11 protein-coding genes and 2 tRNA genes are annotated in these 11,901 nt (G+C 64.8%); 4 read left to right on the top strand and 9 right to left on the bottom strand.

Features of this window, described 5'->3' with window-relative positions:
- Positions 1 to 4: 4 nt before the first annotated feature.
- Both OKC29_RS01775 and OKC29_RS01770 read right to left on the bottom strand, forming a co-directional pair.
- Positions 5 to 81: transfer RNA gene (locus OKC29_RS01775), tRNA-Met, on the bottom strand.
- A 96-nt stretch (positions 82 to 177) separates the two neighbouring features.
- Positions 178 to 254: transfer RNA gene (locus OKC29_RS01770), tRNA-Met, on the bottom strand.
- 196 nt (positions 255 to 450) lie between these two features.
- On the opposite strand from OKC29_RS01770, the gene glgX reads away from it, so the two are divergent.
- Positions 451 to 2,514 (top strand): glycogen debranching protein GlgX, encoded by a 2,064-nt coding sequence (gene glgX, locus OKC29_RS01765; RefSeq protein WP_073350133.1) that lies wholly within the window; start codon positions 451 to 453, stop codon positions 2,512 to 2,514.
- Positions 2,515 to 2,584: 70 nt separating this feature from the next.
- On the opposite strand, the gene OKC29_RS01760 is transcribed toward glgX, so the two are convergent.
- From OKC29_RS01760 to OKC29_RS01745, 4 genes are all read right to left on the bottom strand, one after another.
- Positions 2,585 to 3,304, bottom strand: a complete 720-nt coding sequence (locus tag OKC29_RS01760) for a hypothetical protein (protein ID WP_073350131.1) — start codon at positions 3,302 to 3,304, stop codon at positions 2,585 to 2,587.
- A gap of 209 nt (positions 3,305 to 3,513) precedes the next feature.
- Positions 3,514 to 5,151, bottom strand: coding sequence for an ATP-dependent endonuclease (locus tag OKC29_RS01755; protein ID WP_011706231.1), 1,638 nt, complete (start codon positions 5,149 to 5,151; stop codon positions 3,514 to 3,516).
- Positions 5,152 to 5,228: 77 nt separating this feature from the next.
- Positions 5,229 to 5,351 (bottom strand): hypothetical protein, encoded by a 123-nt coding sequence (locus OKC29_RS01750; protein ID WP_254902163.1) that lies wholly within the window; start codon positions 5,349 to 5,351, stop codon positions 5,229 to 5,231.
- Between the two features lie 61 nt (positions 5,352 to 5,412).
- Complete coding sequence (locus tag OKC29_RS01745; RefSeq protein WP_011706232.1) at positions 5,413 to 6,300, bottom strand: helix-turn-helix domain-containing protein; 888 nt, start codon at positions 6,298 to 6,300, stop codon at positions 5,413 to 5,415.
- A gap of 167 nt (positions 6,301 to 6,467) precedes the next feature.
- Between OKC29_RS01745 and OKC29_RS01740 the strand changes: the two genes are divergently transcribed.
- On the top strand, positions 6,468 to 7,379 hold the full coding sequence (locus OKC29_RS01740; protein WP_162275679.1) for a DMT family transporter: 912 nt from the start codon (positions 6,468 to 6,470) through the stop codon (positions 7,377 to 7,379).
- Between the two features lie 57 nt (positions 7,380 to 7,436).
- Positions 7,437 to 8,291, top strand: coding sequence for a LysR family transcriptional regulator (locus OKC29_RS01735; protein ID WP_073350127.1), 855 nt, complete (start codon positions 7,437 to 7,439; stop codon positions 8,289 to 8,291).
- Positions 8,292 to 8,366: 75 nt separating this feature from the next.
- Here OKC29_RS01735 and OKC29_RS01730 read toward each other — a convergent pair whose 3' ends face one another.
- Positions 8,367 to 9,146: a TSUP family transporter gene (locus tag OKC29_RS01730; protein ID WP_011706235.1), complete on the bottom strand. Its 780-nt coding sequence runs from the start codon at positions 9,144 to 9,146 to the stop codon at positions 8,367 to 8,369.
- Between the two features lie 207 nt (positions 9,147 to 9,353).
- Positions 9,354 to 10,115: a tRNA-uridine aminocarboxypropyltransferase gene (locus tag OKC29_RS01725; protein WP_073350125.1), complete on the bottom strand. Its 762-nt coding sequence runs from the start codon at positions 10,113 to 10,115 to the stop codon at positions 9,354 to 9,356.
- Between the two features lie 167 nt (positions 10,116 to 10,282).
- Between OKC29_RS01725 and OKC29_RS01720 the strand changes: the two genes are divergently transcribed.
- Positions 10,283 to 10,696, top strand: a complete 414-nt coding sequence (locus tag OKC29_RS01720; RefSeq protein ID WP_011706237.1) for a VOC family protein — start codon at positions 10,283 to 10,285, stop codon at positions 10,694 to 10,696.
- A gap of 78 nt (positions 10,697 to 10,774) precedes the next feature.
- Here OKC29_RS01720 and OKC29_RS01715 read toward each other — a convergent pair whose 3' ends face one another.
- Positions 10,775 to 11,764, bottom strand: a complete 990-nt coding sequence (locus OKC29_RS01715) for a D-alanine--D-alanine ligase (RefSeq protein WP_024944446.1) — start codon at positions 11,762 to 11,764, stop codon at positions 10,775 to 10,777.
- Positions 11,765 to 11,901: the final 137 nt, after the last annotated feature.

Here is an 11,901-nt window from a genome sequence, read left to right as displayed (position 1 = left end):
TAGTTGGTTGCGGGGGCCGGATTTGAACCGACGACCTTCGGGTTATGAGCCCGACGAGCTACCGAGCTGCTCCACCCCGCGTCCGAATTGTACTGCCACCACAAGAGACAGAGCAGTTGCCCCTTGCTGTCTTCGTCTCCACCGCAGGCGCTAGCGCTTGCCATGGATACAAATAGTTGGTTGCGGGGGCCAGATTTGAACTGACGACCTTCGGGTTATGAGCCCGACGAGCTACCGGGCTGCTCCACCCCGCGTCTGAGGTCGCCAATAATAGGCGCCGGCGCTCAGATTGCAAGTAAATATCCTAAAAAAACTTCATTCGAAGATTAAACCGGCACAAATCGCAGGAATTTGCAACAGAGCGCCGATTTTTCAGACAAGCAGGTTTGGGGCCAGCTTGGCGCACTACACTCAGATGGTTTGTAACTCCTCGTTTTGGGTAGGTTTATCATGCGCATCTCCGCCGGTCATTGCCGTCAATTGGGGGCCACACCCGAGCACGACGGCGTCAACTTCGCCATCTGGGCTCGCCTCGCCAGCCGGGTCGAACTGCTGCTGTTCGCCAGTGCCGACGATACCACCCCTGAGGTGATCCCTTTGTCACCCCGTCTCAACCGCACCGCTTACTACTGGCACATCCATATAGAGGGCATCGAGCTCGGTCAACGTTATGCCTATCGCATCCAGGGCCCCTGGCGCCCCTACTACGGCACCCGCTTCGATGCGGACAAGGTGCTGCTGGACCCTTATGGCCGCAGCATCGAGCTGGGTGCCAACTACGATCGCTGGGCGGCGGCCCGCCCCGGCAGCAACCTGGCGGAGTGCGCCAAAAACCGGGTGGTGGACACCCGCCACTACGACTGGGAGGGGGACAAGCTGCCCGCCCACTCCCTCTCCCGCTCAGTGATCTACGAGCTGCACCTGGGGGGCTTCACCAAGTCGCCGAGTTCAGGGGTCGACCCCGCCTTGCGCGGCACCTACCTCGGTCTCATCGAGAAGATCCCCTACCTGCAATCCCTCGGCGTCACCGCGGTCGAGCTGCTGCCGGTGTTCCAGTTCGATCCTCAGGACTCCCCCAGAGGGCTCTCCAACTACTGGGGCTACAGCCCCATGTCGTTCTTTGCCCCCCACGCCCAGTACGCCAGCGGCGAGGATCCCCTCACCGAGTTTCGCGACATGGTCAAGGCGCTGCACCGGGCCAACATCGAGGTGATCCTGGACGTGGTCTACAACCACACCGCCGAGGGGGGCGACGATGGCCCCACCTTCTCGTTTCGCGGCATCGACAACGAGGCCTATTACATCCTCGACGCCAATCAGAAGGACACCAACTATTCGGGCTGCGGCAACACCTTCAACGGTGCCCACCCGGTGGTGCTGCGCATGATCATGGACAGCCTCCACTTCTGGCGCCAGGAGATGCACGTGGACGGCTTTCGTTTCGACCTGGCGGCCATTTTGTCGCGGGACGAATCGGGCCAGCCCCAGGCCAATGCGCCGACCCTGCGCACCATCGATACCGATCCTCGCATCGCCGACATCAAGCTCATCGCCGAGGCCTGGGATGCGGGGGGCCTCTATCAGGTGGGCAGCCTGGCCGGCGCCCGCTGGCGCGAGTGGAACGGTCAGTTCAGGGACGACGTGCGTCGCTTTCTGCGCGGGGATGACAATGCGGTGATGCCCTTCGTGGAGCGGCTGTGCGGCAGCCCGGACATCTACCACTACCATCACGCCGATCCGGAGAAGAGCATCAACTTCGTCACCTGCCATGACGGCTTCACCCTGTGGGACTGGGCCAGCTACAACGGCAAGCACAACGACGCCAACGGCGAGCAGAACCGGGATGGCTGCGATCACAACTTCAGCTGGAACCACGGCCAGGAGGGGCCGAGCGAGGATCCCCAGATCAACGCCCTGCGGCTGCGGCAGGCCAAGAACATGATGGTGGCCACCCTGCTCTCGGTGGGCTCCCCCATGCTGCTGATGGGGGACGAGGTGCTGCGCACCCAGCACGGCAACAACAACGGCTACTGCCAGGACAACGACACCTGCTGGATGCAGTGGCAGCCCGACGCCATGGGCCAGGAGATGTTCCGCTTCATGAAGGAGCTGATCCAGTATCGCAAGCACCTGTTCCAGCGCCCGGAGCAGGAGAGCATGCCGCTGTCGCTGACCGAGATCCTGCGCCACAGCGAGATCTGCTGGCACGGGGTCAACGCCGCCCAACCCGACTTCAGCCCCCACTCCCACGCCATCGCCATGTCGGCCCTGTCGAGCGAAACCCGGCTGGCCCTCTACGTGCTGTTCAACGCCTACTGGGAACCGCTCACCTTCAACTTGCCGAGCCCCCCCAAGGGAGTCGGTGGCTACTGGCGCCGGATCCTGGATACCGCCCTGCCCTCGCCCGAGGACATCAGCACCTTCGGCATGCCGCTGGAGGGGCTGACCCGGGAGTACCTGGCCCAGCCGCGCAGCAGTTGCCTCTTCATCTGCGGCGCCGACGACTTCTACTAAGGGGTGGCTTGCGGCCAGCAAAAAGCCCACCCCGGGCAACCGGGGTGGGCTTTTTCATGACGCCAGTCTGTCAGGCCAGCTGGTGCAGCACGCTGGTCGCCGCAAGCTGGGCGATGATGAGGCCGCACAGGGCGGTGGAGACCACCACCGGCGCCGTCTCCTGCTGGCGATAGAGCGGGCTGAACCAGAGCAGCAAGGCCGCGATCAGCAGGGCAGCCTGGGTCAGCACGCCAGGGATCAGCGCATCGAGGCTGGCGCTGCTCCCCTGCCAGCCCACCAGCACCGCCAGCCAGAGCAGGCTCAGGATGGCGGCCACCAGCCCGGCCAGCGGCAGCAGGGTATTGAACGCCTGCAGGCGGTGACGGGCCCGCAGCAGCATCAGGTGGGCAAAGGCCGCCCCCAGCAGCACCATCTGCAGCAGGCCGCCGAGCCAGCCCTGGATCTGCAGCAAGCCGATGCCATAGACCAGCAGCGGCATGGCCGGCAGCCAGAACAGCGTGGCGGGAATGGCGCGCTTGCCCTCCAGCCGGGACTGGGCCAGCGACAGCACCACCCCCAGGATCAGGGCGGCAGCACCACTCCAGATCAGCCAGTCGGCCGCCTTGGCCTCCACCGCCAGCATCAGGGAGAGGCCGGTGATCACCCAGACCGAGAAGAGCTGGGTGGTGATCCGCGAGCGCTGGCCCGGGCAGAGATCACCGCGCCAGAACACCAGGCCCAGGGCGATGAGGGCCCCCAGCGCCATCAGGCCGGTCAGGGGAAAGAGCCAAAAAGGGAGTTGGACGAACATGACGCCTCCAGCAGCAAGGATTCAGAACGCGCCGATGGGCGCCGGATGAAGGGGCCGAGTATACCCAAAGCCGCCGCCATCCCCAATCCCTCCCGGGAGCACGTCCACCATTGATGGCTGGCGATCAGATGCCGGCAACGGGCGCCGGCCGCCTTGCCTGCCAAGATTTCAAGGCCCTCGCCATCCGCTGCGACCCGAGCCGACAGCGCTCAGCCCTGGCCGCGGGCCAGCGCCACCACCCGGGCGAACATCTGGCGCAGCACCGGCGGGATGTGCTCGCCACCGAGCCGCTCCGCCTCCTCCACCACCGCCAGCGCCATGCCCGGCTTGCTGCGATGGTGAATCGCCTTGTTGATGATGCGCCCGGCATTGAGGGTCGAGCGCCCCCCCACGCCGGCTTCACGCCGGAACACCGCCTCGAAGCCGTTGTGATAGAGGTAGTGCTCTATGTCCGCCGCCGGCAACTGGGTCAAGCGATCCCGCTCCCGCTCACCCTTGAGCAGGGAGCGGGCCGAAGTGGCGTACTTGACCCCCGCCTCGTCGCCGTCGGTGAGCAGATGCCACTCGATGCCAAAATCCCGCGCCACCTTGATAAGCGGAGACTGGCCACACTGGGCGAACTCGATGATCCGCACCCCCTCCGCCCGCAGACTGTAGCCGCAGATCTGGGCGAGCTCGGAGAGCAGCCAGATCTCGGTCTCCCCCTCCACCAGCAGCCAGCAGCGGGCAAACATCGACATGGGGCGGTTGATGCGCACATGGAAGGCTATCTTGCGCAGATCGTCGCTGCTGTAGCGCTCGCCCCCCAGCTGATGGCAGACGATGTCCTGCTGGCGGCGCACCAGCCGACGGATCTGGTTGAGGGGCAGCGAGGAGAGCAGGTCCCCCGAATTGGTGGTGAGCAGCTTCTGCCCCGGCAGCTGCTCCAGCAGCCCCCAGGCCAGCGCCAGCATGGTGGGGTGCAGGCGGCTCTCCGGGTCTTCCAGGATCATGATGGGGCGCGCCCCCTGCTCCAGCTCCCGGTTGCCGCGCGCCTGCAGCAGGGTGGCCGCCATGCCCGCCATCGCCAGTTGCAGCGCCCGGTTGTCGGCATTGCGCAGCAGCGCCTGCAGATTGCCGGGGTTGCGCAGGGTCATGGGGCGATTGACGATCTCCCGCTGGCTGCGCGGCTTGTTCTTGATGGGGGCCAGCGCGTTGAAGTAGTGATCCATCAGCTGGCGCACCGCCTGCAACGCCTCCTTGAGCTCGGGCTCGCCGATGCGCTGGGGCTCGTCGATCAGCTTGTCGGCCAGCTCGCTCAGCCGGTGCTCGGAGAGATCCCCCCACTGCAGGGTCTCCACCCCGTTGCGGGCGGTGCGGGCATCCCGCAGCCGGAACACCGGGTTCATGGTGATGAGCAGGCAGACCAGCTCATGGGCATCGTCGATGGGCAGGCTCTTGCCGATGCCGTCGAGAAAGTCGTGGGTGGTGGTGACGGTGCCGTCACTCTGCAGTTCGGCGCTGGCGCGGTAGTGAATGCGGTGAAACTTGTCCTTGTGCTTGACCCAGGCCGCACCAAGTCTAGCCAGCCGGCGGGAGTGCAGGCACATCTGGGGTCTGTGCTCGCTGAAGGTGAGCACCAGTTGCAGGTGGCGGGCCGGCTCGAGTTCGGGGTCTTCAGGCTGGTGAAAGTCATCGCTGCTGAACTGATAGGGCTCGGCATCCTGACCCAGAAGACACCAGAGGGCGCGCAGCAGGCTGGACTTGCCCCAGGCGTTTTCGCCGATGAGCACTGTGGTGTTGTCCAGCCCGAGCGAGAGGCGATTTATTCCGCGAAAACCTTTGACTTCAATGCGTTCCAGAAACATGCGGCCATATCCAGTCCATCCTGATGGCGCAATAGTGGCAAAGTTGTCGGGAAAATCCTATCGGGTCGTGGCGATTTTCAGCGGGAACTGTGAGGAACGAGCGGTTCGGGCGGGGTCGGCATGCCAAGGCGGCCCTGGGGGGCATTCCAGTGGCTGAACCAGAGGTGGCGGGTACGGGTCTGACGTTTGCGATGATTCAAGGGCAACTCCTGTGCAGGTTGAAGGAACGAGGCTCCTCCTCGTTGCCAACCAATCTGCCGCCTATCTGTGACAGGAGGATGACAGCTGGCTGCGCCACTGGCCTGGGGTCAGACCAAACGCCTCCCGGAAGCGGTTGCCAAGATGAGCCTGGGACGAGAAGCCGCACTGGATGGCGATGCTGGCCAGGGAGTCGGCGCCGGCCAGCAGCTGCTTGGCCCGCTTGAGCCGCAGCCCCAGCAGGTAGCGGTGGGGAGGACAGCCGAGGCTCTGGCCGAACATGCGGGCGAAGTGGTATTCGCTCAGACCCGCCTCCTGCGCCAGCTCGGCCAGAGTGACAGGCTCCGCCAGATGGGCCAGCAGGTACTCCTGCACCCGCCGGATCACCGCCGGCGCCAGGCCACCACGCACCTCGGGCAGGGGCGGCGCCTCCCGGGTGTGGTGGCGATAGGCGTGCAGCATCAGCATCCAGGCGCCGTGGGAGAGCGCCATCCGATCCACCTGATGCTGCCAGTCCAGCTGCATCAGCTGGCCCTGCACCAGGGTGGCGGCCTTGGGATCGTCGATGAAGGTCTTGTCTTCCAGCAGCAGGTGGCGCCCCTCCTTGTCGCACACCTCTTCGGCGATGCGGGTCAGGTGGGCCGGGGTGAAGTAGAGGTGGAAGAAGCGAAACTCCTCGCGCACCAGCCACTCGGATCTGTGGTGATCCGGCATGATGCACACCTTGCCGGTGCCGCCGTGGCCGCCCGGGCCGTCCAGCCGCTCGGTCTGCTCGCCCCCTTGCAGGTAAACGCTCAGGGTATGGTGGCCCGGCTTGTGGTAGCGGGTCTGATCATAACAGTTGCGCCAGCTGGCGACGCCAAGGCCGGGTTCCAGCCAGCAGGCGTTCTCCAGTCGCGCGCCCGTGCTGACCAGTGCATCGAATACTCCCGCCGGCTTAGTCTGCAGCACCCGCTCTGTTCCTCTTGTTGCTTGCCTGATGGCCCTTGTGCGCCATCTTAACGCGGCGCGGCGGCAAAGACTGCGGCTGCCTGCAAAAAACCGCAAGATGGTGTAAGCCCGCCACCGCCGCCCGCGGCATGCTGATCCCATGTCGTTGTCATCTCACCGGATACCCCATGAATCTGATGCTCTATCTTGCCACCATCCTTATCTGGGGCAGCACCTGGATCGCCATCGCCTGGCAGCTTGGCCCCATTCCTATCGAGGTCTCGGTGCTCTATCGCTTCGCCCTGGCGGCGCTGGCGCTGTTTGCCCTGCTCACCGCCAGCGGCCGTTTCCCGCGCCTGCCCTGGGCGGGCCAGCGTTATGCCGCCCTGCTCGGCGGCCTGCTCTTTTCCACCAACTTTCTCTGCTTCTATCACGCCACCCTCTACATTCCGAGCGGCTTGTCGGCGGTGATCTTCGCCAGTGCCAGCATCTTCAACGGCCTCAACCTCTGGCTGTTCGAGGGGAAAAGACCCGGCCTGCGCTGGCTGCAAGGATCCTTGCTGGGGCTCCTTGGCACCCTCTTGCTGTTCTGGCCGGTGCTGGCGGATGCGCAACTGGGTGCAAACGGCTGGAAGGGGCTGCTGCTCGCCTGCGGCGGCACCCTCTGCTTCTCGCTCGGCAACCTGGTCTCGGCCCGCGGCCAGCGCCAGGGCTACCATGTGCTGCAGCTGGTGCCCTGGGGCATGGTCTACGGAGTGGTGTTGCTGCTGGGCTGGGTCACCCTGCTCGGCCAGCAGCTGGTGATCCCGACCGACGGTCACTACCTGGCGGCCATGGTCTATCTCGCCCTGTTCGGCTCTGTCATCGCCTTCACCGCCTACCTCACCCTGGTGGGGCGGATCGGCGCCAGCAAGGCCTCCTACGCCACCGTGCTGTTCCCCCTGGTGGCGCTGACGCTCTCCACCTTCTACGAGGGGTTCGTCTGGCAGCCGGTGTCGGTGGTGGGGGTCATGATCAGCCTGCTTGGCAACCTTGTGATATTCGCACCGCCCCTGCGGGAGTGGCGCCTGCGCCCCGTCAGGACGGCGAAGGATGCTTGATCCCAACCCCGTCAGCCCCTAAGGTAACGCCTTCCTACGAAGACGACGGGAGGCGATATGTTACTGGAAGGGCTGGAGACACTCTGCCTGCTGGCCAGCGAAGGCACCATGGCCAAGGTGGCCAGCCGGCTCTATATCAGCCAGTCCGCGGTGAGCAAGCGCATCGCCCAGCTTGAACAGCGCCTCGGCAAGAAGCTGGTCGAGCCGGACGGGCGCCAGATAAGGCTCACCCCCCAGGCACAAGAGCTGCTGGCCCGGGTCGCACCCAGCCTCGCCGAGATGAAGGGGGTGCTGGCCGACAGTCAGACCCTCACCGACCTGACTCCCCTGCCCGTCGCCTGCTCCGAGACCCTGCTGGCGGGTTACCTCGCCCGCTTCATGCACGACTACCTGCGACAGGATCCCCATCTCGCCCTCTCCACCCACCATACCCCGGTCATTCTGGCGCGAGTGCGCAGCGGCGATGCCCTGCTCGGCATCTGCGCCGGGCGCCTGCCACCTGGCCACGGCCTGGAGGCCAGACTGCTGCTGGAGGAGCCCTTCTATCTGGTGGAGGGCGATCAGCGCGAGGGCGAAAACGCCGATCAAGGGCTGCGTCAGATCCTCACCATGGACCTGGACAACCCCTCCAACCGCTACCTGCGCGAACCGCTGGCGGCCCGTGGCCTCATCCCCGCCATGGAGCTCGACTCCTACCTGGCGCTGATCGAGCTGGCCAAGGCCGGCATCGGCCCTGTGCTGCTGCCGGCCGGCCTGCTGGCGCTGGTCGGCGCACAGGGGACCCAGGCTCGCCCCCTCGCCGGGCTCGCCCGCCCGCTGCACCTGGTCTATCGGCCAAACAGCCTCAAGCGTGCACGCATCGCCCAGCTGGTGCAGGCCCTGCAAGCCCACTTCCAGCCGCTGGCCGGCTGAGCGCCACAATGCAAAGGGGCCCGATCTTGCGGATCGGGCCCCCTTGTGTTGACTGCCAGTGTCAGCGAAAAGCGCTTACCCCAGCCAGGCAAACAGCTCGGGGTACTGGCTCCACACCAGCTTGGCGGACATCAGCAAGGAGACGGTCACCAGCAGCGGCTTGATGAGCTTTACCCCTTGCTTGAGTACCATTTTCGAGCCGAAACGGGCGCCGATGAACTGGCCCAGCGCCATGCAGAAGCCGACGCTCCACACCACCTTGCCCCCCAGCGCGAAAAACAGCAGCGAGGCGATGTTGGAGGTGAAGTTGAGCAACTTGGTGTGGGCGGTAGCCCGCGCCATGCCAAAGCCCGCCAGCGCCACGAAACCGATGGCAAAAAACGATCCTGTGCCCGGCCCGAAGAAGCCGTCATAGAAGCCCACCCCGCCGCCCACCAGCAGGGCGAACGCCATGGGAGCGAGGCGGCGGGAGCTCTCGGCATCGCTCACTCGGGGGGAGAAGAAGAAGTAACAGGCGAAGGCCATCAGCAGGAAGGGCAGCAACCGCTCCAGGATGGCGGCGTCGATGGTCTGCACCGCCAGGGTGCCGAGCGCCGCGCCGATGAAGGTGCAGATCACCGCTGGCCAGATGATGTGCCACTCCAGCAGCCCCTTGCGGGCATAGAACCAGGTGGCGGAGAAGGAGCCAAAACTGCTCTGCAGCTTGTTGGTGCCGAGCACCAGCGCCGGCGGCATGCCGGTGGCGAGCAGGGCGGGCACCGTCAGCAGGCCGCCCCCACCGGCAATGGCATCGATAAAGCCGGCCACCAGGGCCACGCCGAACAGGGCAAGCAGGGTAAACAGTTCCAATTCCATCCATAGCCTCACAACATTGACGGGGCCGGCAAGGGCCCGCACGGCGCAGGCTCGCCATGAGCCTGATGAACAACGCTGGTCGTTATCCTAATGGGGCTTGGCTCATGAAGCTAACGAAACAGTGGCAGGCAATTGATTCCTGATTTTCATCAATTAATCATCCCTGTGAAACGGCTGGCAAGCATGCCGGCTCCCTCACCCCCCTGCTCAGGCAGCATCGGGGGCACAGGTCGCCTCATTGCCCTTGATGTCGGCCAGCGCCTGCTGCAGATGAGCTTCATCCTCGCCGGGGGCCCGGCTGACCCGGCCCGCCATGTAGCGGCTGCTGAAGAGATTGAACCAGAGCTGCAGTGCCTGTCCCGCCGCCAGCTCGCCGGCCACCTCCAGCACGCAGGCCGCCACTTCGGCGGTGCACAGGTGCTCGTCGCAGTGCGCTACCCGCATGCCATAGGTGGAGAGCGCATCGGGCTTGATGGAGAGCACCGGAAAGCCGTCCAGATAGGGGCTCTTGTTGAACATCTTGCGCGCCTCGGGCCAGGTGCCGTCCAGCAGGATGAACAGCGGCTTCTTGCCTGGGAGCGGGGTCACCACCGAGGTGAGCCGGGCCGGATCCTTCTCGCAGGCGGGAAACACCACATAGGGTTGCCAGACGGGATCCGCCAGCAGGGCCAGCAGCTCGGGATGGGGCTTGGTACGCGACCAGAGAAACGCCCAGGTGGTATCCGGCAGCACATCGGCGATGAGGCGGCCGGTGTTGGAGGGCTTCATCGGCTCGCTGTCGTACATCAGCAGGCAGAAGCCGGCCTCGGCCTTGAGCTCGGGGCGCCATTCGCAGGCACACCAGTCGTCGCGCAGCTGGCAGGCTTCGCAGCGCGGCACGCTGCCGCCACGGGCGAGAAAGGGTCGGGTCGAGACGCTCTTGCGCCAGATGCGCAGGCGATTGACGGCGTGATCGGGAATTGGCTTCATGGAACGCGGCTCTGGCGATGCCTGTGGCAGGACAAAAAGGGGGGCAGATTGTAACGAGCCGTCCACCGCGCAGCAAGGCCCCCCATCCGGGGCAAGCCGGGAGGCCACACCTCTCTATACTTGGTCGTCAACCCATGCACCCACGCATGGGACACAGGAGGACGACGATGGCAGAACAAGATATTGCCCGCGAGCACGCCCTGGCCGAAGGCACTACCTTCACCTGGCACGAGCTCTATCTGCCCGATGCCGAGGCCGGGATCCGTTTCTACACCGAGGTGCTCGGCTGGGAGAGCCAGACCATGGCGATGGAGGGCGGCGACTACCCCATGCTGGTTGCCAATGGCAGGCCGATCGCCGGCGTGCAGGCCACCCGGGGTCATCCCGAGATGGCCGGCGTACCACCCCACTGGGCAACCTATATCGCGGTGGATGACGTCGATGCCAGGGTACTCAGGGTCAACCAGCACGGCGGCAGCGTGGTGGTGCCCGCCATGAATATCCCGGGGGTCGGGCGCATGGCGCTGATTGCAGATCCACAAGGGGCGCACATCTGGCTGTTCACCCCGGAAGCTATGTGACATCGCCCACCGCAACAACGACAGAGGGGCCCGCAGGCCCCTCTTCATCATTCAGCTCACCCTGCTCGGACGCCGGCCTCAGACCGCCTTGCGCAGGATCTGCTCAAGGTAGTCGGCGAAGCGGTGACCGTGATGCTCCAGCAGTTTCGGGAACATGGAGATGGAGGTCATGCCCGGGAAGGTATTGATTTCGTTCAGCAGGATCTCGCCCTCTTCGGTCAGGAAGAAGTCGATACGCGACAGGTGGGTCAGTTTGAGCTGACGGAACGCCTTGAGCGCGTACTCGTGAATGGCGTCAGCCTGCGCCTGGGTCAGCCCCTCGGCGCGCAGTGCGGTCTCGGTGTGACTGGCGCTGCTGTACTTCTCTTCATAGGTGTAGAACTTGTCCTGCGGCACGCAGATCTCGCCCGGATAGGTGGCCACCAGCTCGTCACCGTACTGGTACACCGCCACTTCCAGCTCGCGCGGCTTGACCGCTTTTTCGATCAGTACCTGCTCGGAATAACCGAAGGCATCGGCAATGCCCTTCACCAGATCCGCTTCGTTGCTGGCGGAGTAGCAGCCAACGGAAGAGCCCTGGGAGGCCGCCTTGATGAAGACCTTGCCCCACTTGGCCAGCGCGGCTTTCGCCTCGCTCAGCGCCGCGTCGTTCTGCTCGGTCAGGAACAGATAAGGGGTGTTGGGGATGCCGATGGCGGAGAGCCACAGCTTGGTGCTGATCTTGTTGAAGCAGATCTTGCTCGCCTCGGCGTCGCAGCCCAGATAAGGCAGGCCCGCCAGCTCGAGGAAGGATTGCAGGTCGCCGGTCTCGCCAGGGTAGCCGTGGATGCAGGGCACCACGTAATCCACCGGCCGGGCCACGCTGTCAAACGACAGCAGCTTGTCCAGCCCCAGCTTGCATTCGCGGCCGTCGGCGCTGAGCCAGCGGTCGGCAAACATCTCGACCCGGGTCACGTCGACCCCAGGCAAAAGACCGAGCTGTTGCTCGAGAAAATTTGCGCTTCGCAGAGAGACTTCGTGCTCGGAGCCACCGCCGCCGCACAGCAGCAAGACATGCATGTTCTTCATTAGATGTGATCCCTTGGGAAAAGCGGCTTCGCCATCACCATTTAAAACCCAACCGCATTAAAACCGGACGAAGCCAGATACGAAGATAAGTGCGGGCCAGTGTAGCAAGGGAGATCAAGCCTTGTCAGCCGATGGGA

It is taken from the genome of Aeromonas sp. QDB34 (assembly GCF_027705405.1).
Taxonomy (GTDB): Bacteria; Pseudomonadota; Gammaproteobacteria; order Enterobacterales; family Aeromonadaceae; genus Aeromonas; species Aeromonas hydrophila.
This window is presented reverse-complemented; position numbering and strand designations above follow the sequence as displayed.

What these genes read in the sequence shown, in the direction of transcription:
- OKC29_RS01730 (WP_011706235.1), bottom strand. Translation starts at nt 9,146, where the DNA reads ATGGAATTGGAACTGTTTACCCTGCTTGCCCTGTTCGGCGTGGCCCTG.
- OKC29_RS01735 (WP_073350127.1), top strand. Translation starts at nt 7,437, where the DNA reads ATGTTACTGGAAGGGCTGGAGACACTCTGCCTGCTGGCCAGCGAAGGC.
- OKC29_RS01755 (WP_011706231.1), bottom strand. Translation starts at nt 5,151, where the DNA reads ATGTTTCTGGAACGCATTGAAGTCAAAGGTTTTCGCGGAATAAATCGC.
- OKC29_RS01740 (WP_162275679.1), top strand. Translation starts at nt 6,468, where the DNA reads ATGAATCTGATGCTCTATCTTGCCACCATCCTTATCTGGGGCAGCACC.
- OKC29_RS01760 (WP_073350131.1), bottom strand. Translation starts at nt 3,304, where the DNA reads ATGTTCGTCCAACTCCCTTTTTGGCTCTTTCCCCTGACCGGCCTGATG.
- OKC29_RS01720 (WP_011706237.1), top strand. Translation starts at nt 10,283, where the DNA reads ATGGCAGAACAAGATATTGCCCGCGAGCACGCCCTGGCCGAAGGCACT.
- glgX (WP_073350133.1), top strand. Translation starts at nt 451, where the DNA reads ATGCGCATCTCCGCCGGTCATTGCCGTCAATTGGGGGCCACACCCGAG.
- OKC29_RS01715 (WP_024944446.1), bottom strand. Translation starts at nt 11,764, where the DNA reads ATGAAGAACATGCATGTCTTGCTGCTGTGCGGCGGCGGTGGCTCCGAG.
- OKC29_RS01725 (WP_073350125.1), bottom strand. Translation starts at nt 10,115, where the DNA reads ATGAAGCCAATTCCCGATCACGCCGTCAATCGCCTGCGCATCTGGCGC.